Source organism: Vagococcus silagei (assembly GCF_004795745.1).
Classification (GTDB): Bacteria; Bacillota; Bacilli; order Lactobacillales; family Vagococcaceae; genus Vagococcus; species Vagococcus silagei.
The window spans coordinates 90,319-111,189 of the sequence record NZ_SDGV01000011.1; the positions used below are offsets into that span (position 1 = coordinate 90,319).

The 20,871-nt window shown below is 31.8% G+C and carries 24 protein-coding genes; 5 read left to right on the plus strand and 19 right to left on the minus strand.

What is annotated here, in order from left to right; translation table 11 throughout:
- Positions 1-125: 125 nt before the first annotated feature.
- Both ESZ54_RS04870 and ESZ54_RS04875 read right to left on the minus strand, forming a co-directional pair.
- On the minus strand, positions 126-1,556 hold the full coding sequence (locus tag ESZ54_RS04870; RefSeq protein WP_136136564.1) for an APC family permease: 1,431 nt from the start codon (positions 1,554-1,556) through the stop codon (positions 126-128).
- Positions 1,557-1,795: 239 nt separating this feature from the next.
- Positions 1,796-3,337, minus strand: coding sequence for a ClC family H(+)/Cl(-) exchange transporter (locus ESZ54_RS04875; protein ID WP_136136565.1), 1,542 nt, complete (start codon positions 3,335-3,337; stop codon positions 1,796-1,798).
- A gap of 297 nt (positions 3,338-3,634) precedes the next feature.
- Here ESZ54_RS04875 and ESZ54_RS04880 point away from each other — a divergent pair, with 297 nt between their 5' ends.
- The 4 genes from ESZ54_RS04880 (at position 3,635) to ESZ54_RS04895 (ending at position 9,754) form a co-directional block, all read left to right on the plus strand.
- The gene (locus ESZ54_RS04880) at positions 3,635-5,701 is read left to right on the plus strand and encodes a tellurite resistance TerB C-terminal domain-containing protein (protein WP_136136566.1); all 2,067 of its coding nucleotides are present in this window, start codon (positions 3,635-3,637) and stop codon (positions 5,699-5,701) included.
- The gene (locus ESZ54_RS04885) at positions 5,691-7,019 is read left to right on the plus strand and encodes an ATP-binding protein (RefSeq protein WP_239433747.1); all 1,329 of its coding nucleotides are present in this window, start codon (positions 5,691-5,693) and stop codon (positions 7,017-7,019) included. The genes ESZ54_RS04880 and ESZ54_RS04885 overlap by 11 nt, the downstream gene beginning before the upstream one ends.
- On the plus strand, positions 7,020-9,170 hold the full coding sequence (locus tag ESZ54_RS04890; RefSeq protein ID WP_136136568.1) for a DEAD/DEAH box helicase: 2,151 nt from the start codon (positions 7,020-7,022) through the stop codon (positions 9,168-9,170).
- Between the two features lie 155 nt (positions 9,171-9,325).
- Positions 9,326-9,754, plus strand: a complete 429-nt coding sequence (locus ESZ54_RS04895; protein ID WP_136136569.1) for a GNAT family N-acetyltransferase — start codon at positions 9,326-9,328, stop codon at positions 9,752-9,754.
- Between the two features lie 96 nt (positions 9,755-9,850).
- On the opposite strand, the gene ESZ54_RS04900 is transcribed toward ESZ54_RS04895, so the two are convergent.
- The 16 genes from ESZ54_RS04900 to yeiL all read right to left on the minus strand — a co-directional run bounded on the left by ESZ54_RS04900 (position 9,851) and on the right by yeiL (position 19,473).
- Positions 9,851-10,132, minus strand: coding sequence for a hypothetical protein (locus ESZ54_RS04900; protein WP_136136570.1), 282 nt, complete (start codon positions 10,130-10,132; stop codon positions 9,851-9,853).
- Between the two features lie 111 nt (positions 10,133-10,243).
- Positions 10,244-10,984, minus strand: coding sequence for a hypothetical protein (locus ESZ54_RS04905; RefSeq protein WP_136136571.1), 741 nt, complete (start codon positions 10,982-10,984; stop codon positions 10,244-10,246).
- A gap of 768 nt (positions 10,985-11,752) precedes the next feature.
- On the minus strand, positions 11,753-12,208 hold the full coding sequence (locus ESZ54_RS04910; RefSeq protein WP_162615099.1) for a GNAT family N-acetyltransferase: 456 nt from the start codon (positions 12,206-12,208) through the stop codon (positions 11,753-11,755).
- Between the two features lie 213 nt (positions 12,209-12,421).
- On the minus strand, positions 12,422-13,033 hold the full coding sequence (gene yqeK, locus ESZ54_RS04915) for a bis(5'-nucleosyl)-tetraphosphatase (symmetrical) YqeK (RefSeq protein ID WP_162615100.1): 612 nt from the start codon (positions 13,031-13,033) through the stop codon (positions 12,422-12,424).
- Between the two features lie 35 nt (positions 13,034-13,068).
- Positions 13,069-13,284: a DUF3784 domain-containing protein gene (locus tag ESZ54_RS12835; protein ID WP_136136574.1), complete on the minus strand. Its 216-nt coding sequence runs from the start codon at positions 13,282-13,284 to the stop codon at positions 13,069-13,071.
- Between the two features lie 430 nt (positions 13,285-13,714).
- The gene (locus ESZ54_RS04925) at positions 13,715-14,353 is read right to left on the minus strand and encodes a DJ-1/PfpI family protein (RefSeq protein WP_136136575.1); all 639 of its coding nucleotides are present in this window, start codon (positions 14,351-14,353) and stop codon (positions 13,715-13,717) included.
- 57 nt (positions 14,354-14,410) lie between these two features.
- Complete coding sequence (locus tag ESZ54_RS04930) at positions 14,411-14,767, minus strand: hypothetical protein (protein WP_136136576.1); 357 nt, start codon at positions 14,765-14,767, stop codon at positions 14,411-14,413.
- 118 nt (positions 14,768-14,885) lie between these two features.
- Positions 14,886-15,299, minus strand: a complete 414-nt coding sequence (locus tag ESZ54_RS04935; RefSeq protein WP_136136577.1) for a GNAT family N-acetyltransferase — start codon at positions 15,297-15,299, stop codon at positions 14,886-14,888.
- Positions 15,300-15,333: 34 nt separating this feature from the next.
- Positions 15,334-15,612 carry a hypothetical protein gene (locus tag ESZ54_RS04940; protein WP_136136578.1) on the minus strand — a complete coding sequence of 93 codons (279 nt, stop codon included), beginning with the start codon at positions 15,610-15,612 and terminating at the stop codon, positions 15,334-15,336.
- A 13-nt stretch (positions 15,613-15,625) separates the two neighbouring features.
- On the minus strand, positions 15,626-16,120 hold the full coding sequence (locus ESZ54_RS04945) for a hypothetical protein (RefSeq protein WP_136136579.1): 495 nt from the start codon (positions 16,118-16,120) through the stop codon (positions 15,626-15,628).
- Positions 16,121-16,140: 20 nt separating this feature from the next.
- Entirely contained in the window at positions 16,141-16,656 is a 516-nt protein-coding gene (locus ESZ54_RS04950) for an AAA family ATPase (RefSeq protein WP_136136580.1), read from the minus strand.
- Positions 16,640-17,197, minus strand: coding sequence for an AAA family ATPase (locus ESZ54_RS04955; RefSeq protein ID WP_204249509.1), 558 nt, complete (start codon positions 17,195-17,197; stop codon positions 16,640-16,642). The genes ESZ54_RS04950 and ESZ54_RS04955 overlap by 17 nt, the downstream gene beginning before the upstream one ends.
- 13 nt (positions 17,198-17,210) lie before the next feature.
- Positions 17,211-17,525: a hypothetical protein gene (locus ESZ54_RS04960; protein WP_136136581.1), complete on the minus strand. Its 315-nt coding sequence runs from the start codon at positions 17,523-17,525 to the stop codon at positions 17,211-17,213.
- Between the two features lie 20 nt (positions 17,526-17,545).
- The gene (locus tag ESZ54_RS04965) at positions 17,546-18,169 is read right to left on the minus strand and encodes a hypothetical protein (RefSeq protein WP_136136582.1); all 624 of its coding nucleotides are present in this window, start codon (positions 18,167-18,169) and stop codon (positions 17,546-17,548) included.
- A 50-nt stretch (positions 18,170-18,219) separates the two neighbouring features.
- Positions 18,220-18,789 carry a GNAT family N-acetyltransferase gene (locus ESZ54_RS04970; protein ID WP_136136583.1) on the minus strand — a complete coding sequence of 190 codons (570 nt, stop codon included), beginning with the start codon at positions 18,787-18,789 and terminating at the stop codon, positions 18,220-18,222.
- A gap of 12 nt (positions 18,790-18,801) precedes the next feature.
- Complete coding sequence (gene yeiL, locus ESZ54_RS04975) at positions 18,802-19,473, minus strand: transcriptional regulator YeiL (protein WP_136136584.1); 672 nt, start codon at positions 19,471-19,473, stop codon at positions 18,802-18,804.
- A gap of 82 nt (positions 19,474-19,555) precedes the next feature.
- On the opposite strand from yeiL, the gene ESZ54_RS04980 reads away from it, so the two are divergent.
- The gene (locus ESZ54_RS04980) at positions 19,556-20,224 is read left to right on the plus strand and encodes a DUF6198 family protein (RefSeq protein ID WP_136136585.1); all 669 of its coding nucleotides are present in this window, start codon (positions 19,556-19,558) and stop codon (positions 20,222-20,224) included.
- 323 nt (positions 20,225-20,547) lie between these two features.
- Here ESZ54_RS04980 and ESZ54_RS04985 read toward each other — a convergent pair.
- Positions 20,548-20,871, minus strand: a 324-nt coding sequence (locus tag ESZ54_RS04985; RefSeq protein WP_162615058.1) for a transposase, incomplete at its 5' end; no start/stop codon positions are given.

Genomic DNA, 20,871 nt, shown 5'->3' on the forward strand with positions numbered 1-20,871 from the left:
CCTCTAAGATAAAAGTGTATCATAAAATAACATGAATCACTATGTTTATTTAAAAATCACACAAAAAAAAGAGTGGCGAACCACTCTAAAAAATAAATTTTTGGATATTTTAATTCATTTTTGATTTATTTTTTTAATTCTTTTCGAGCTAAGATCGGGAAGATCATACCTAAGCCAATTAAGACAATTGGAGTCAGAATGTTTAATCCCAATTGGAACATATATTCAGTTGGTTGTGCAGCATAATCGACTTTTGGAACGATTCCTAAGATACACGCGAAAGCTGTAAATAGGAAACACCATAATCCAATCACAAAACCAACCTTAGGATTTTTAACAAATTTATATTCAGAATTAAATTGACTAGATAGTTTGTTTAACATCATATAGGCAAAGAAGACCCATAAATAACGTAATGGCATAACAATTGCATTTAGACTTAATAACCAATTGTATAGTACTGTCATATTCTTCATACCTAGTCCTGGTACAACAATTAAGATACTTACTAAGACACCTGTCAAAATATAACCTTTAACCGGTGTGCCATTTTTATTCTTTTTAGCAAAACTTTCTGGAATAAATTCTTTATCTGAGTCAGATAATAAAATTTGCAGTGGTGCATCAATTGAAAATGCTAGTGCAGAGATAGTTGCCATTGCTTGAGCAATCGCATAGATCACAACAAAAAGATTTCCAACTTTGTAATAAGCACCTAATTTACCAAAAGCTAAGTAGGCACCATTCGCCATTAAATCATCTGGAATATTATTTGCATCAAACAGCATACCCATTGAAAACGAACCTAAAATTGCACAAATTGCAATCATTAAAGCTAAGATTAACATACCTTTAGGGAACTCTTTTTCTGGGTTTTTAGTATTATTTACATATGGTGAAATTTTCTCACAGCCACCAACTGCGAACACTAACATTGAGATTGTTGTAAAATATTTAAAATCAAATGTAGGCATATAAGTACGCCAGTCACCCATATTAGGTGTTTCGAAAGTCGCATTACTAATTGCAGGTGCCGTTACAGCTAAGATGATAAAAAGAATCGACATAATAAACATCGCTGTTCCTGCAACACTACCAATTCTTTTTAACGTTGTTAGTCCTTTTGAGGCAATCCATAAAAAGAATAAAAAGATGACTAAACTAATCATTGCGATTAAGGTTGGGTTCGCTTGTTTTACGAAATCTCCACTTTGATTAAACATCCAATCAAATGCAATTAATATCTGTTGTGGTTTTTGAGCAAGGTAGGGGATATGTACCACCCAATAGGTCCAAGCTGCAAGATAACCAATTTTTTTCGTTGTTGTGTTTTTAACCCAACTACTTACTCCACCAGAACTATCCTTAAAGGCTGAACCAAGTTGCCCAACAATTAAAGCATAAGGAATAAAATATAAGACCATAATTAATATCCAAGAAACAACAACTGAAGTTCCTTGAGTTGCGAAGTTGTTTACAACATTTCCAAGTCCCCAAACAGAGACGAAAGCTATAATCGCAACGTTATACCATCGCAATTGTTTTGAATCACCCATTTTACACTTCCTTTTCTTAAAATATCCTTATTCATCATACCTAGCAAATCAGATTGTGACAATCAATTTCACAAATTTTCATGATAACTTTATATAAACAACACCATTATTATAACGATAGATTAGAATATAAGAAGATTTAAAAAAACTGAAAATTGTGAAAACTTATCTACAGTTTACATAATAATATTATGATATATAAAAGATGACTCACTCCTAAAATAGAAGTAAGTCATCTTTTATATTTTACTTTCACGAACGAGTTCGTCTTTTATTTTTTGTGAGATCCCAATATCCGTTAGAATAATTAAAGTATCTCCTACATTAATCACTGTATCACCATGGGTTAATATTTCTGCTTCACCGCGTCGAATAGAAGTGAGGAGCATATGTTTTGGCCAATTAATATCGCGGACCATTTGATTATCAAAAGCACTTTCGATAACAATCGGAAACTCAATGATTGTTTTTTTACCTTTAATATCAAATTCTTTCAAGTGGACTAACTTTTCAAGAAGTGCTTCATAGACAGGTTTTCCATTGAAAAAATCTACGACAACATAGCTTGTTAAGACAACCACTCCGATTGACATAAGATGTGAAAAACTACCGACCATTTCAGTAATCAAAACCATCGCAGTCAAAGGCGCTTTACTGATGGCCGCAAAATAACCAGCCATTGCAAAAATTAAAAAGTTCCTCACATAAATGTCATCTAATCCAATTGTTTGAACTAAAATAGCACCAAAACAAACACCAATCACAGCACCTAAACTTAAAATTGGTAAAAAAATACCACCTGGAAGTCCCGAGCCATAACTTATCATTGAGAAAACAAAGCGAAAAATAAACAGTAAGACTAAAGCTGTAATCGAAAAGCTCAAATCTTTTAAGTCAATAATAATGTCATGACCACCACCAAGAAATTGAGGGAAATAATAACCGATTGGAATCACAAATAATATCGGAATAATGCCATAGTAGTACTCAGGAATCTTTTTAATTCTTCCATACCATGACGACATCTTTAAAAGCACGTATTGATAAAAGAGACCTAATAATCCGACAATAATTCCCAATAGTAATAATGTCCAGTAATAGCGCAGCGGAAGGGTTTCAACTTTACCTAGATCTAGAACTGGTTTCAAGCCAAAGAAATGAAGGGAAACAAAATTACTTGTGATAGTTGCCGAAAAAGCAGTCAGTAAAACTAAAGGTGAGAACGAATGATGAACTTCTTCAAGAATAAATAGTAGTCCTGCAATCGGTGCATTGAATGCAGCGGATAAACCGGCACTCGCACCACTTGAGATTAATATTTTTTCTTCGACAGGCGTTGATTTTAACTTTTGACTCACACCTTGACCAACAACAGCGCCTAATTGAATAGACGGACCTTCCCGACCAAGAAAAAGACCTAAACTTAACGCAAGGACACCACCAGTAAATTTTTTCCAAAGTACAGAGAACCAATTCACATGAATTTGACCGCGTAATTGACCTTCGACTTGCGGGATGCCACTTCCTTTAATATTTGGATCACTCTTAATCAATTTTCCAATAAAAATTGCGATAACAAGCGAGAGTAGAATCCATGGAATTATCCAGATTGGTTGTTGATGCAAGAAGTGGTAGATTTCCTTCACCATATGACTAAAATAACCAATTCCTAATCGAAAAAGGCTCACCACAAAACCAGCAATTAATCCAACTACGAGACCTTTTCCGATAAAACTAATTTTTGTTCCATCTAAACGTTTTATTTCATTATGATTTTCCATATCTAAGCTCCTTTGTTTATATGCGTTTTCAAATAAACGTATTAAACAAAACCATATATAAACCAAAAGGATAGAAATAGTTTTTGTTGCTTATTCTTATTTTTTAACATAACTTTAATAAGTCACCTCTATAATAATTCTATTTTAATCATATCAAAATTATTGAAATAATAAAGTACTACTAAAACTAATTACTATAGTTTTAGGATTCTATCTGTAAAAGCATTACTTTATACGTTATACTAAAGATAATCAATTTATTTTTATAAATAACAAAGATAGGTGTGGCATCATCTTATGAAACTTTTCTATATCTATAATTTTCGTGATTTTAAAAAAATGAATAAAAATATGTCTACAGCTGGTTTTCTAGCTTTATTTTTAGGCTGCACTGGCGCTCATAAATTCTACTTAAATAATAAAAAAGCGGGTCTACTGTTATTGTTACTTTCAATGGTAACACTAATTTTTTTTATGCCAGGATTCATTATTCTCTGGTTTTATACAATAATTGAAGGACTAAGCTATCTTTTAAATGGCATTAAAAGAGAACGAATCCGGCAAAAAAAAATTGCACGATTACAACAAAGAAAAGACCAACAATCTAAACGTCCCGTTCAGAAACAGCCAAAAGTTAATGCTAAAAATATAAATAATCAAATCCGAAATAGTATAAATCAGAACAATCATTCTGATGTCATCGACATTACTAATCTTGATATTAAACCAATTAATTACTCAGAATTTGAAGAGAATTGGCAATACTATTTAGATTTACCTTATGAAAGAAAATGTATGGAAGATGAAGAGATAAAACATCAGACCTTGGCACTTTATCATAAAGTTTGTCAATTTCTAAATTATGAACTTGGTGCGCTTGGTACAACTCTACCTGAATTATTTGAAAATTATCAAAACGAAAACATTCAATATAATAATCTGCCCTATACAATCTACTGCATTGCTGAAGGACATGTCACTCAAGGAACTTATGATAATACTTTTTCATACCAACTACTCGAGCAAGCGATTGGTGAAACATTAAAAGAAAAGATACGGGAATATGCTTTAGCAGTCTGTCAGCATACGATTACAGATCCCCAGTCCATTATGCAAAACACTATTTTTTCAAATGATTGGGTTTGGTGGGACCCTGAACATCAAATTCGTGATACAAATATTTTTAGTGCTGAGGATATTTATTTGCTTGATTTAACGTGCCCTCGAGAAACCAAAATTTGGGAACTTTATGATATTAAAATTGAAATATTAAAATTATATCTTTTAGCTTTAAATTCAATTCTAAATACTTCTTTAGAAGAAGAGACGTGGAAAAAACAATCCAAACAAACAATTGAACAACTTAAAACGCAAAATTATCGAGAAACACAACGATCATGGCGTTTCATAAATGGATTACTCAAGGTTTCTGAAAATACCTTACGTCAAATTTTACCAAGTTCAAATTATACTCAAAATTTAAACATTGACGAAGAAATCCATGCGATTGATTTGTTTTTACCAGAAAAAGTGATGATTCAAATTAATACAATTACTGAAGAATACTTGCAACAATTATCCGAAGACGTTCTTTTAAAATTAGTAAATACGCTACATTATTCTGAAGCACGTAACAATAACATCATCATAAAAAAACTATCATTGGAAGCATTAACTGAAAAATGGAAAAAATCTCTAATTAGTATTCAAGAACAAAATAATTATTTGAAAATTATTAAAGAAGTAGGAAAAAACATCTCAAATCAAGACTTTAAACTAATCATTCTTTATGAACAAAGCCGTCTCGATAAATTTACAAAAGCGAGAAAAAAACAAGTTACTTCAATGATTGATGTTGGAAATATTACAATTTTTGAAACACTTATAAAAAATCAAGAGAGGTTAACACAAAATCAAATTGAAACGATTTTGAACTTAAAACAACCGATCAGAAAAACAGTTTCTTTGAATGCACAACAAATAAAAGTATCTCAAGCCAAGCTAAATGAAACAATTTCTGTTTTAGAAGAGTATTTTGATGAAGAAGAAATAGAGCCAATTGTTACAGAACAAGAGAGCTTAGATAAAACAACCGAAAAAATTCCAAAAGTTGCCTCATATACAGAAAAAGACGATGCAGTCTTTCTAATCAAACGTATTTTGGACGAAAAAAGTATCCCGGTTTCAGAAGTTAATGACTTTGCAATGAATCAAGGAAAAATGCTTAATATGTATCTCAGTGATTTAAATAAACTATTTTATGACGATCTGTCGGATCAACTTTTTACGGTTGAGGATGATATGGTAATCATTGATGATTATTACTTAGAATATGCAATGGAGGAGATTAACTTTGAAGAATAAGGTAAACAAAAAAGAAGCTGTGACTATAATTAGTGCTCTAGAATCAGGCGTTGTACCCGTAAAAGGTATTCGACATTTACTTGTTGGCAGAAATGATGAAGTGAATGAAGTCGTACGAACGCTTGAACGAATTGAAGAAGGTGAAAGTGATATTCGTTTTTGGGTAGGGGATTTTGGTAGTGGTAAAAGTTTTATGTTACGTACGATAGAATCCATTGCCTTACAAAAAAACTTTGTCGTCTCAACCGTTGATTTGACACCAACACGACGTTTTGTGGCTTCAGATGGAAAAGCACGCGCACTCTATACCGAAATTATCGATAATCTCATGATTCAAACGTCACAAAACGGAAATGCCTTAAAAACAATTATAGAGGAATGGATTCACAAGTTAGCTTCTGAGATGGCAAGTGAAGAAAACGTCTCAATTAATAAAATATTGACACCAAAATATCAACGTAACATTGAGAATAAAATAATAGCTGTTTCTAGTTCGTTTTCTTCTGTAGGTTTATCTTTTGAATTAGGTTCTTCTGTCATCAAATATTATGAAGGTTTCATAACAGGGGATCAGATTTTAATGTTAAATGCATTGAGATGGATTCGTGGTGATATTGAGACAAAAACTGAAGCCAAGAAGACACTTGGAATTAACAAAATTATCAATGATGATAATTGGTTTGACGCGATTAAAAATCTATCCGAACTTTTTTCTTCTTTAGGTTATGCCGGCTTTGTGCTCAATTTTGATGAATCTGTTAATCTTTATAAGTTACCAATGCGACAAACACGTGAACGAAATTATGAAAAAATACTAAATATTTATAATGAATGTAAGTCAAATCAAATCAAACATTTATTTGTAAACTTCGGTGCGACTCGCAAAACTGTTTTTGATGATGATCGCGGTATGGCTAGCTATGGAGCTTTAAAAACAAGATTAGGTGATGAACACTCAATGGATTCTCAGTTTGTCAATACAAATCGGACAGTCCTACCACTAAAACCACTGTCAAATGAGGATATTTTTACTTTATTAAATCAATTAGTTGTCATCTATAATACCGATCAGAATGAGTCGATTGATTTAAGCCTGGAACATATTTCTTTATATATGGAAGAGCAGTTAAATCGTCCAGGAGCAGATGAGTTTTTAACACCGCGAGCTGTGATTAAAGATTTTATTGAAATCTTAGCCATAATTAAACAAAATCCAACTGTCGAAATTTCAATGATTATTCTTCAGAAATTTGGTAAAAATAGCTTGCCAGTTGAAAAAGATGATGATAATTTAGATGACGACATTGAGGTATTTTAAATGACAAGTTATCATCTATTAAGAAGAGAAATTCGCGAATACATCTATGATCAAGGCTGGCCTTCGCTCTCAAAAACCCAAGAAGCGGCTATTAGCCAAGTTGCGAACTCAAATCATAATCTTATTCTCTCTGCTCCGACTGCTTCTGGTAAAACAGAGGCAGCTTTTTTACCTGCCATTAACGCGGTGAATGATTGGGAGTCAGGTTTAAAAATTATTTACATTTCACCATTGATTGCATTAATTAATGATCAATTTAAGCGTATCACTGAATTGTGTCACTATTTAAAAATCCCAGTAACTGCGTGGCACAGTGAAGCTTCCGCAGCAAAAAAGAAACAATTGTTAGCTCATCCTGCTGGTATTTTATTGATTACGCCAGAATCGCTCGAAGCAATGTTGACACTACAACCTCAAGAAGCACAATTTTTATTTAAAGGGGTTGAATGGGTTCTTATTGATGAAATCCATGGTTTTATCGCATCGAATCGAGGTCTACATTTAGAGTCAATGTTAGAACGCATGCAACACTATATGATTGATCAACCGCGATATATTGGTATGTCAGCAACTTTACCTCGTGAAGATAGCGCGTTAATAAAGAATTACTTCAAAAATGATGTGGAAACTGTCATTATTCAGGATAAAACAAGAAATGAACTACAACTTTCAACTGATTATTATCCCATTATTTCTAGTAAATACAGTGAGTTAGCACTGGAAAAAATTTATTCTTATTCTCTAATTGAATGCATGTTAATTTTTCCAAATTCACGATCACAAGTCGAATTATTAACTGTTCAGCTTAAAGAGATGGCTAAAAAGAATAATGTTGATGTTAATTATTTTGCTCATCATTCCTCACTTTCAAAAGGCACTCGAACCTCGATTGAGCAGTTCGCTAAACACACGAAAAGAGGTGAACTTTTTTCAATTTGTTGCACTTCCACTTTAGAGATGGGAATCGATATCGGCTCTGTTGATAGTGTTGTGCAATATAACGCGCCTCATTCAGTCACAAGTTTAGGCCAACGACTGGGAAGAAGTGGACGACGAACCAAAACTAGTATCCTACATTTTATCGCAACAAAACCCTTTGAATTACTTAAGGGATTAGCGACAATTGCTGTCTACCATGATGGAGAAATTGAACGCTTTGATAGACCAATCAAACCTTATGACATTTTTGCCCATCAAGTACTCGCCCTACTTTTAGAACATTCTGGTATGACGCGAGAACGAATTATAGAATTAAATCAAACCTCCAAAAATTTTAGTTGGCTTGAACGAAGAGAAATCAAAGGAATCATTAATCACTTAATTAAATACTCATACATTGAAGACATCGGAAATGAACTTATCATAGGTAAAAATATTGAATCGCTCATGTATAAGGGTAATTTTTTTGCACAATTTGTAACTTTTGAAACCTATACAGTTCTAAATGATTCTAAGAAAATCGGAGAGTTGGATTTTACTCCAATGATTGAAGTGGATCAGAATATCATCTTAGGTGGTAAAAAGTGGCGAATCTCTGCTGTAAGACATGATAGTAAAAAAATTATTGTCACAACTGCAAACGATGCCGTCCCACCGACATTTTTTTCTGATGGGGGAGATACTAGTCATCTTGTGACACAAAAAATGGTTACCTTGATGACAGATGATTTATGGATAGAAGCACTGCAACCCGAGATGAAAATAGCTATTCAATCATTAATTGATGATCAAGTTTATCCTAACAATCCCTATCTTGTCATTGAAAAAGAAGAACTAGCCGTTCGGAGCTTTGCAGGTTCAAAAATCAATCGAACGATTCAACTTTTACTCTCCATCGTAGATCCCGATGCGAAAATTCAATATTATGATCAAGAGACTTTATTCGAAATCAAAAATTCGAATAATTCGATTACTGATCTTTTATTTAAAGTAGATAGTTTAGATTGGGAAGAAGAGATACTTTATAATTTTTTACGTGAACAACCAACACTTGCGATTCGATACTTAAGTGGCTATAAATACATAAAATTACTACCATTTCCTCTACAACTCAAGTATTTTATCTTCAACTTATTAGATATTCCCGCAGCAACTGAGCATATTCATATTATTTGCTCGTCGTTAACACATGATAACAATCAAAATAGTTGACAAGGTAATTTTACGAAAGTAAGATTGTTCATAATAAAAAAAACAAATACGAGGTATTAAAAATGAATGCATACTACTCATGGTGTTACACACAGAAAATAATTAAAGTAGAAATCGAAAGGAGAGGATAATAAAAAAATAAGAGGATGATTAATATGTTAACTAAAACTAATACAACACAAAATGATTATCAAACAGTCTTAAGTATTTGGGAGAAATCTGCACAAAAGACACACGATTTTCTTTCTAAAGAAGATTTTGAATTCTATAAGAATATCATTCCACAGCATTTAGACACAGTTGAACTAAATTTATGGCGTGATGACGAAGCTATTGTTGGTTTTTCAGGTGTAAGTGAACAAGAACTTGTGATGTTGTTCCTTGATCCTGATTTTATAGGTCACGGTTATGGCAGTAAAATTCTAACTTGGTTAATCGAAAATGAAAATATTAATCAAATTGACGTGAATTCAGAGAATACAAATGCTAAAAACTTTTATATAAAGCATGGCTTCAGAGTTTCATCTGAAGACCTTGTAGATGGTTTTGGGAAACCTTACGCCATCACTCATCTAATTAAATAAAAAGTCGAAATATCATCAAAAATACTCGTACCTTTTTACGTGTTCAAACAAACAGGTACGAGTATTATTTTTATTTTGTAATAGAAGAGGGGGACACTATTTTTTAACAGAGCTTAATTGATCAATTGGATACGATTGCCCAATTTCAACATTCTGATAAACTTCTTGGGATACAACCATTTTCTCTTCAAGTTTTTGTCCGTTTCTAAGACATGTTTCAACCAGTAAAAAATATGTTTCAGATGAAGTTGTCACATCATTTATTTTATCAAGCACTGTAACATCAGTTAAACTTGGAACTTTGCCTTTTTTCTTTTTCTTATTGTAAATATAAAACCCAGCAACAATCAAAATAAGAATGATAAACATATTCTCCATAAAAAGCATCTCCTTTAAACTTACTAACTTCAAGATTAAAATAATATAATTTTCAATAAAAAGGAGAGGGGAGAATTGATAAATCTCACACATCCCCATAGTTATTGATAATTACCACTCTTTACCGAAAGCTACAAGGTAATATTCTTTTGATTTCGGACTTAATTCTATTCCACATTCCTTATAAGCTGATTCCCAATTCGGAAGTCGAACATCTTTAAAGCCTTTTTCGATAATTTCATAATTTTCTGTTTTCAAAATCCAAACGATAGCTTGCTTTTCAACTAGTTCTTTAACAGATTCAGAAATTTCATCACCAGAAGCATTGTTTTGGCTAAGATTACTTATTAATTCAGTCACATCTGCCGTAAACATTCTTCCAGTGTATGCATGTTCCCATTGCAACATTACATTTGAATTAACCGCCTTATCATCTTTTGCTAACGCTTTATTTAATTTAGCAACATCTTGTTCACTAAGATGTGAAGCAACTGCAAGAAAATCTGGATCATCAACTAAACTAGCAACTTCATCCATTCCAAATTTTAGACTGTAATCATATTTACATAAGTCATCCACACCTAAACTCTTTGCAAATACAGCTGTTTTTTCTGATACAAAAAGGTTAAAGGGAAGGGTGTTGCGCCATGAAGCTGTCAGCATTGTGATTATTTCTGTGACTAACATTGACTTTATTTGTTTTACATCGTCAGAAGGATCATTTGCAATTTCATTACTTAAAGATACAGCAACCTTAACTAATTCTGTAAAATACTCAATTCGACCAGTTAATAAGTTTTCTTTGTTCTTTAAGATTGTTTCCATTGAAATTTCTTTGTTTTGTAAGTTCATATTTTTAATTTCCAGCTCCTAATCATAAGTATGTACAAAATATTATAACATTATTTATGTTCGTTGCGTTTTTATTATTGATGTAAATGTTAAGACATTTAGTATTAATTTAGCAAGAGAAGGAGTCTGATAAGTATCATGATAATAAAAGATGACAGAAAGGTAATCAAGTTGGGAGATAGTCAAAACTAAAATTTTATATCTTGGTTTACATAATATATATTATATGAAGTTATCCAAAAGTGACGAATGTCAACGTTAAGTGCAAAAGCTTAATGTTGGCTCAGTTACAAATTCGTTTTTAGTGTAAAAAGATAAAGATATCGCTTTTATTTTAATTACATTGATTATATTCCTTAATGCATCAAGTGGCTTGAGTATATACTTTAGTAATCGTTCATCGAATCGAGGGAAATTTCAGAATCGTAGTAAAGTTGCCATACTTTTATTTTGTCATTTTCTACATAAACTTTCAAACACGCTGGTAATTTCCATTTTTTCTCAAATTCCCAATGTCATATCTCTTCATTTAGTTTTAACCATTACACAACTACTTCATTGCGAAAATTTACTATTAAGTTTCTTCAACTAACTCACTACTGACAAATAGAACCTCTTTGTTTATGAAAGTTTTTTTAAAGTCAGTATATTATTGAGAATCTCTACTTAGCAAATACTAAATATAGCAGAATTTTCTTGGTTTTATATTTTTCATCAGACCCCTTATTATAGTTTAGTCACTATTAACTTATCTAGTTATGTTTTAGATTAAATATTTTTAACAAATACTTGATCTTTGTTTTTAGCTCGATAACTGTCATCCATTCTAAAATCATTTTTTAAATACAACTCTGCGTCCGAATCGGTTGTTAAAATTAATTTATGGATTTTTTTGATTTTTGCTAAATTTTCAACTTGATTTAACAAATTGCTTGCGATGTTTTGCTTTCTAAATCGTGGGCTTACCCATAATTCACGAATAAAATACACTTCCTCATGAAAAAACCAATTTGATAATTCTTCAATTCTAAATAGAATAAAAGCAATGGTATTTTCCTTTTCTGTTAAAACGAATGCTTGATTTCCTTTTTCTTCATTCATTTCTTGAAAGAACTTTTCCCAATCATCGACTACAATTTCAAATTCTGCAAAATAAGTTTGAAATGCATTCATAAAACTAGTTTCTGTAAAATTATTTATTAACTGCTTATTAATTTCTTTCAACAACATTATCTCCTTTTAATTCATCAATGAGCTATAAAAAATAGTTTTTCGTGAAATTCGTTAATATCATCTTCTTTAAAAAGCTGTTAATTATTCAATTCTAGGTCTTTTATCGAAAAAACATGGTTGTTACACTATAGCAAGTCAAAGCTATACGGCATTTAACTTAACTGGCTTGAATAGATTACATTATTTAGGCATAAGCAAACCTCATCATTGATATTTTAATTTCAATTCATCATATGCCTGTTGTGTATATGGATGGATAATTGGCATACCGACTTCAAAAAGCCAATCAAAATACGCTAGACATCCTTTATCTAATGATATATCAAGTTGATTTAAAACTTCGTCAAAATACGGTGCACTATGTTTATTGTCCCACTTCAATTTGTCAGAAATAAAAATAAGTTTATCAAATTCCGTTGCACCTGGTTTTAATGTTGTGTGACAGGCCATTGAAGATAAAATTTGTTCATCTTCAATTCCAAAGTGTTCCTTAGCAATATAAGCAGAGAAATTCTGATGTAAAAGCAATGGAAGGTGCTTGTCTTCTTCAAAGATATTGAAATGTAATTCAGTTGCTAAAATTACTCTACTCTCATCAGGTACAACCCCACCAATATCATGTAATAGTCCAGCCACATATGCTTTCTGCGGGTTTAGGCCAAATTTATCAGCTAATATTTCTGCTTCTTGTGCAACTTCTAAAGAATGCTGTGCTGTTCCTATTAATTGAAAATAATTCAAATAAAAAAACATATTTTCTTTAATTTTATCGTAGCAAAATGGTAACTTAATTAAAAAATCATCAATTTTTTCCATGTGATACCTCCAATAATTTATATAGTAAATACTCTTCATTTCTTTTTAGCAATTGTATTCCCTAAGACAACAGTTATTACTACAGAAATAAGAATTAACATGGTCGTTAACATTGAAGACTTGGGTAAAAAAATATCGACTGACAACATTAATGCGATAAATAGACACTCTGACCTCATGATTTTTGTTAGCCTCGAAATACTATACTGTTCTTTTTCTTTTTGACTCATTGTATTGTAACCAGCAATCAAAAATAGCCATTTTTACCTGAAAAATTGAAGACTACTGATTAATGCAAATAAAATAATTACTATATTAACAAAATTATCCATTACAATACCTCCTAAGAATTAAAGAATATCATTTATAAATTCTTCATAATGCCGTAGTTTATCTCTTGTTAAAATGACTGTTTTCGAAGCGTTAAACTTAATGATCACATCTACGCCGTTAGTATTGTTACTGAAAAACAATGATACTAGTAAATAGAAAACAAAAAAACCATCCACAACTTTGACGATTCGGATGGTTTAATTCTTAATATCTAAGACAATCACCGTCTTTAACGGCCTATTTTAGGGACATGTTGACGCATGTCTCTTTTCTTTATCTTAATTATACAGATATTATTTTAGATTTTCAAGAAATGAAAAGCACTGTAAGGCATTGAAGTCAGACACGTTATTCATCGGGTCCATACATATAAAACGTTAACTCTTCTTCGGTATAAGGTGGTGTTGTTCTTGGACCAGAAAATTTATCATTTGCTAAGTCAAATCCTAATATTTGAGCAGTTTTAACTGCAAATTCTCGGTAAGCAAAGCCTATTGCCGTAATAATATGCTGTTTCTCATCATAAACAAGTGGTTGTCTGACGATGTTTTCTTTGTTGAAAAACTCAAATTCGTTTAATGTCTCCTCAAATAAACCAGAAGTAAACTTGCTATCTCTCAAGACGCCAGCTTTCGCGAGTAACATTGGTGCAGAGGATATTGCTGCGATTAATGGTCTGTCTTTTAGATTCGCAAGAGGTTTTAAAAAATCAATCAATTCTTTGTCTTCAGCAATTGGATAAGGATTCATAATACCTGTTAGTAAAATTAATTGGTAATTTGAAAAGTTTATCTCCCTAAATGATTTGTTGGGCACTATTTGAAACGAATCTTCTGATTGAATCATCTTTTTATCATGGGAACCGACAGTATCAATTGTCCACCATTCACCACAAGGCTGATACACAGTTAAGTAATCTGTTAATAACGTAATTTCACTCATTGACATACCATCATATACTAAAACTAATGCCTTATTTTCGACCATTGTAAAATCTCCTTAATAATTATTATTTTTCAATTTTTTAACTATAACTTTTTGGAGTTAATCCATTTTGTTCTTGCGACGCTTAATTAGATAGATGATTTCAAAAATCATCGCATCTAAGAATAAGCTATTGATATGAAGTGGCGAGTTTGTAAATAATGGAAATACAGGTGAGAAAAAAGTTTGCATAAATAATTTCCATTGCGGCGAAATGATTGATATAAGTGTCTGAATAAAATGAATCAGGACCAACACTACAAAGCTTAAAATTAATGTTTCATAAACAACTTTCTTTTGATCTATATCAAATTTTTTGTAATTAAAAACAACACTAACAATTTCACCCGTTGAGATGATGCCAAAAACTATGAGTATTACGAAAAATACTAAACCAACTAAAGCCCTTGCGTCCATTAATACTCCTCCTTAGTAGATAAAAGTTACATTAAGTATACATTAATAAAACAATTCATTGTTAAATTTAAAAAAACAAGTTCAATCTAAAATAATATTATTCAGATTAAACTTGTTTTTATAGTGTTTTAACAAAGTAATGTTCAGTACCAGTAATTGGATAGTGCGCACGACGAAAGACTTCTTCATATCCATATTTGGGATAATAATCTTTGGCTTGAAAACCAAATGTATAAATAAAGATATAACCACATTTGTGTTCATGCGCTAATTGTTCAGCTTCTTGAAGTAGTTGATGCCCAATCTTTTGATTGCGATAAGCTTCATCAACTGCTAAATATTCAATATCCATCCATTGACCAAAAATTTCTCCAGTAATGCCACCAATAATTTTTCCTGTTTCATCTTTAGCATAAATTGCAAAATCTTCCGATTCCAATATTTCGAATTTTTTTGCATTATATTGACGTAAAATATTACGAATATCTAAAATATCTTCATCTTTAGGATTTAATGTCCGTTCAAATTTCATTAGTGCTAGCCACCTTTATTTTATCAAAACATAATCATTTTTTTAATTTAGAATCAACACTGAGCAACGCGTAAACAAAAGCTCCCATCATAACTAGCAATTCTAATAAAAGACCTGCGATAATCCCTCTTGAGCCAATAGTAAAGAATAATATAAGTTCTAAAGCTAAAATGATACCTCCAGAAATCATGAGCATTTTTCTTAAGCCCTGAAGTGTTCCAACCAGTAACTCTTTAACTGAGGTTGTTTTTTCGGCAGCACTTGTTTTTTTCGCTTTGAGATGCCACATCAATACTATTAATAACAAAATCATTTATCATACACTCCTAATCATCATCATCGTCATCATATTGGTACTCGCAGGATATCTTATCTTGTGGAAAATCAAAAGAAGCTTTAATCTCACTTGCTGATTTTTCACCAGTAAACTTGATGAAGTATGTTCCTTTTTTTAATTCAATATCTTTAACACCGTCACTAGAATCTTTGGCTTTCAAACTAACAATATTTTTGACATAATGCTTATTATCAGTCAATACAAGCTTGAAAATGCCTTTTGTATTTTGAATATCATAAGTAATCGTAAATACAGAATCCTCTTTCACAACAACTTCCCACTGTGTTGTTCGTCCATTTAAGTTTAGCACACCATTATAAGCGCTATCTGAATGTTTTGTGTTCTGTTGGCTTATTTGATATTGATCCGACACTCTCGTAATATCTTGTGTTGTATATTTTTTATTTGGCATGTTCGCCATACATGATGAGCCAAATACAAGAATACCCAATAATGATCCGACAAGTAAAATATTCTTTTTCATTTAAACATCACTCTTTCAGTTTATTTAGAAGCTATGTTAGCCAATATTTTATTAACAGCATCATCGACTGAAGATTTGCTATAAGCAATTTTTTCAGTTTTTGGACGACGTTTGAAAAAATCTTGGCACTGCGATAATTTTGAAATACCCCAAGCCAATGTCTCGTCATTGCGATTTTTTAAGCGTTTAATGACGATTTCATCTTCAACATCAAGAATAAAATGGTAAACGTCAATCCGACGATACTGAAGTTCACCCACAATTTCATTAAAATAATCTTCTTGATAGAGACTCATCGGGACAATAATGACACCAGAATAAACTTTTGAAAATAATAGCAAAAGTCTAGCATTCCACTTACGCCATGCAGGATAATCTTGAAAATCACTTTTCCTTTTGTACTTAGGTGTTAATTGGTTTATAAATGAACCTATTATTTCTGGATCATAAATTTTAGATTTTGACATCTTATCTTTCAATGCATTAGATACTGTCGATTTCCCTGATCCAAAAGCACCATTAATCCAAATAATCATCTTTTATTCTTCCTCTTATTTTATCATGTAGCTGTCTTAATTCGTATTCATAATCAGACTGGATTAGCGTCATCGAAAGTTGATTAGTTTGACAAGCTTGCATATTTGCATGATTTTCTTTTATCATATTTTCTAGCGATAATTGCGAATCATCCAGCCTCATTTCGACACGATTCGCTTCATCTTTTATTGTTTCAAAAGAAGTTTTTATATAATCTTCCGTCATGACAAGACACTCAAATAAAATACTTTCAAGATATGTAGCATCAAAACTATTTTGCCAATTAAACGGGATATAGCAACCTTCAACAATTAAATTTTGCTTATTTTCAATTGCTGTCTTAATAATTTCACATGTAATTGGCCAAAGATAATCAACTAGGGCGTCATCGTCTTCAACGGTTAATGTTGTTTGATTAGAGCGGATTAAGCCCATTTTGAGATGGTCTTGAGACAAGTAAGAATAGTGGAGTGAGGTTAACAAAGATTGCGCTAAAGTTGTTTTTCCCGTATGAGTCCCACCCGTAATTATTATAATCATAAGTTCTCCTATATTAACCTAAAAAATTTAATATTGCCTGATATTCTTGATCGTTTGGTACGCGTTGTTCCTGATTTATTGACGCCCATTGATCAGTCGTAAACTGAATTGTTTCTAAAAAGGTTTCCTCAGATAAATTGTCGCTTTTTATTTTACGGTTAACATCAACGATAGCGATTATTCGTTCAATTTCTTCATCTGAAATTAAAGACGCTTCTGATTTATCAATTTTTAATAACTCTTTTATCGATTCTTTTCCAACCATCATGCCTAGTCCTTCAGCAATGCGGCGTACTTGACGCATGATCCAATCTTTTTCTTCATACATAAATATCAGTCCTTTAGCTTTTATTTTGAGGTTAATGAATAGAGCTTTTTCTTTGAGCTAAAAAAGGTCGTTAAAAAGACGTAATTCAGCATCATTAATTCTAGAATAATCAAATATATTGGATTGATTCGAAATGATTGGACATCGGATAGAGTAACGCCTAAGTTGATTGTCTTTATGACTGAAGCAAAAAAGATAAGCTGAGATGCAATCATTGCAATGGTTATCACAAAAAGAGCAAAAAAAGCGACCTGAAAGGTATAGTACATTGCTAAATTACCTGGTGTTTCACCGAGATACGACATGATTTTAAAATCTTCGTGTTGCAGAATAAAATATTGTTTAAAGCTTCTTTTGATAGTTGTAATGGTGAGCAGAATCATTAAGATAGCAAGAAAGAGTGAGGCGTACTTAAATAAAGTAAACCCCATAATTGGACCCAGACTCATCTGCACTTCAAGTGGATCGGTCTCAACAGCAACTGATTGATTCATTTCCTTCAAAAGATGGCTAAAAAACAGGAAAATATCACAAATAAACAGTGCCATAATACACACAAGTTCACAAAGTATAAAAGTCGAAAACAGGCCTTCGATTCGTGATAAACGTCTTAAACTTTGAGTCATTAAATAATAGAGTATCATTTGAAGATACCTCCATCTTAGTTTAACTCTATTATAACATTACTTTTGTCTTATAATATATTATTTTTTTGATACTCTTCACGGGTTAGACCATATTTCAATATTTCAACCATTTTTTCATCCTTAATGTCCTGGATATAATCTTTGCCCCAATATGTCATCCCTAATTTTTCCATTACACGTCCAGAATTAACATTTTGCTTAAGAAATCTTGCACATACAATCTGAGTTTCTAATAACTCAAAAACTAATTGTAAAAGCTGTTCAGCAGCTTCATATACAATGCCCTTTCCCCAATAAGATTCTCCAATTGCCCAAGCAAATTCAAATTCATTTTTAGAACGAGGAACAATACTGATTGTTCCGATAATTTTGCCACAATCTTTCAATTCAATTCCCCAATTTGTTAACTGATTTGAAAGAAAGATATTGGCGATAACTTCTTGTGTGTCACGTTTTGATTGATGAGGATAAAAAGTTGTATATTTAGAAACATTAGGATTTTGACAGTATTCAAACATATCATCAGTATCCTCTAGTGTAATTTTTCTGAGAAGGCAACGTTTTGTATCAATCCTTTGATTTTTCGCTAATATAAGATTCATTGACTCAGTTGACATAATAGATCACTCCTAAAAACGGATTGTCCCTGCAAGTTTTTGAAGACTATTTCGATTCACTATATCGTAACCAGGTTTATTTTTAATTATCATACCACTTTCCATCAGTTGTTGAAATGTATATAAGAGATGACGATAGCTGACAGCGAGATATTCGGCAACTTCAGTGTGTTTTTCATGATAATGAGTATTTGATTCAGTGTAGAGAATAAATGCTGCTAAACGGTTAATTATAGGGTAATTTTGACCTTCACTTAAACGATTAGTCCTTGATAATAATTTTTGGGCCAAATAGATACTCAGTTGTTTTAAAAATATCGTATTTTCGAGTAACATACTTTGGCCTTTTTGAAATGGAATGGCTAAACAGAGACACTCTGATTGAGCAGTCACATCTTTGGTTTGATTTTCCACACCTAATAGACTCAATTCACCGATTAACTCCCCAGCTTGAACAAAATGAACGATCGACTGCTTGCCATCTTCATGAAGTAGGGAAACTTTGGCTTTTCCTTCAAGTAAGATAAAAAGCATTTCGGTACCTAAATCATTCCGAATAATTGTTTCTTTGGGTTTAAAAATGACAACATCTGCAATTCTTTCGAGTTCATCAATTGATACATTTAGAAAGGCCTGCCAAACCTCTTGGTATCTCGCTGTATTTGAAATATTTATTTTTTTCATGTTTACCTCCAAAATGTGCTATATCTCATATTATTATCCGATTTTTAATGATAAATTACAAATGAAAGGACAGGTGGGAGCCATGAAAAAAACAAATTTATTGATTTTGTCTTTATTATTCTATACATTAACGGGATTCGGTATTAGTTTAACTATTTTAGGAAACGTTGGGGTAAGTAGTTTTAACTCACTTAATTTGAGTGTTGCACATTTAACATCGCTCAAAGTTGGCACAGTTACGACAATGATCAATGGATTATTCTTGTTGACATATACCATTCTTACACGTGGAAAATTAATTAGATCCTATGTCATTCAAGCGATTTCAGTTCTCTGTTTAGGTCAAGTCATTAATTTCTTCACTTATCAAGTCTTTGATTCAATCAGTATTGACCACTATATTGCTCGCTTAGGATTATTTATGTTAGGCTCAATCATTGCAGGTTTCGGGACTGGAATGGTCTTAAACCTAAAAATTTTAGCCTTTCCAATTGAAAGTGTTTGTCACTTTTTAGCAACACGTTTAAACACATCATTCGCAAAACTTCGCTATGGGGTCGACATTTTTTCTGTCACAACGTCACTTGTTATCACACTTGTCACCCATGGTTCTCTCTTCATCAGAGAAGGTACAGTTATCAGTTTAGTTTTACTTTCTTCAACAATCAGCGTTACGAAGAGTGTCTACGAAAAATGGTATGCAGCACGAGATATTAAATTACAAACGCAAGAAAGTTTAACGCAAATTTAATCTGGTAGCAACAACCTGATTTTTCATTACTACTTCCACACTAATGGGATCAAAGTTGTTTTTACATACATGAATTATCGCAATATATCACTTGACACACCCTTACGATATATTACGGTAATTTTTTATTACCAAATTTTTAAATCAAACAAAAGACAAAATTTTCTTCTTTTTAAAAGAGAGCATTTCTACCTTTCTTGAAAGATTAACATTTTAAGAAAGATAACAACAAATTTTTTAAATGTCATATTTGAGCTAATTTCATAATTCACTTTTTAGAAAAGTAAACACTCGACCAATTTCAAAATCATTGTTTTTTGAAGTTAAGCGACTAGTTCTTTTCTATATTTCTCTTGTGACAATCGTTGTGCTGCAAAATTCTTTAAATTATAAGCTAGTTGAATCAATAATAGTTCCACTTGAACAATTTCTGATTGATAGTGTGTCGTATCATTTAATTTCATATGTTCTTTTAGATAGCCATTCACTCTTTCAACTGCACTTCGTTTAGCGTATAGTTTTTCCCAAGCTTTTGTTCCGCGTGCAGGATGATTAAATTTTCGTATATCACTACTTTGTTTGATTTTTATTACTTTCTGACATATTTTTTCATGAAATAGTGGACATTCACGACATTTTTGAAGTGG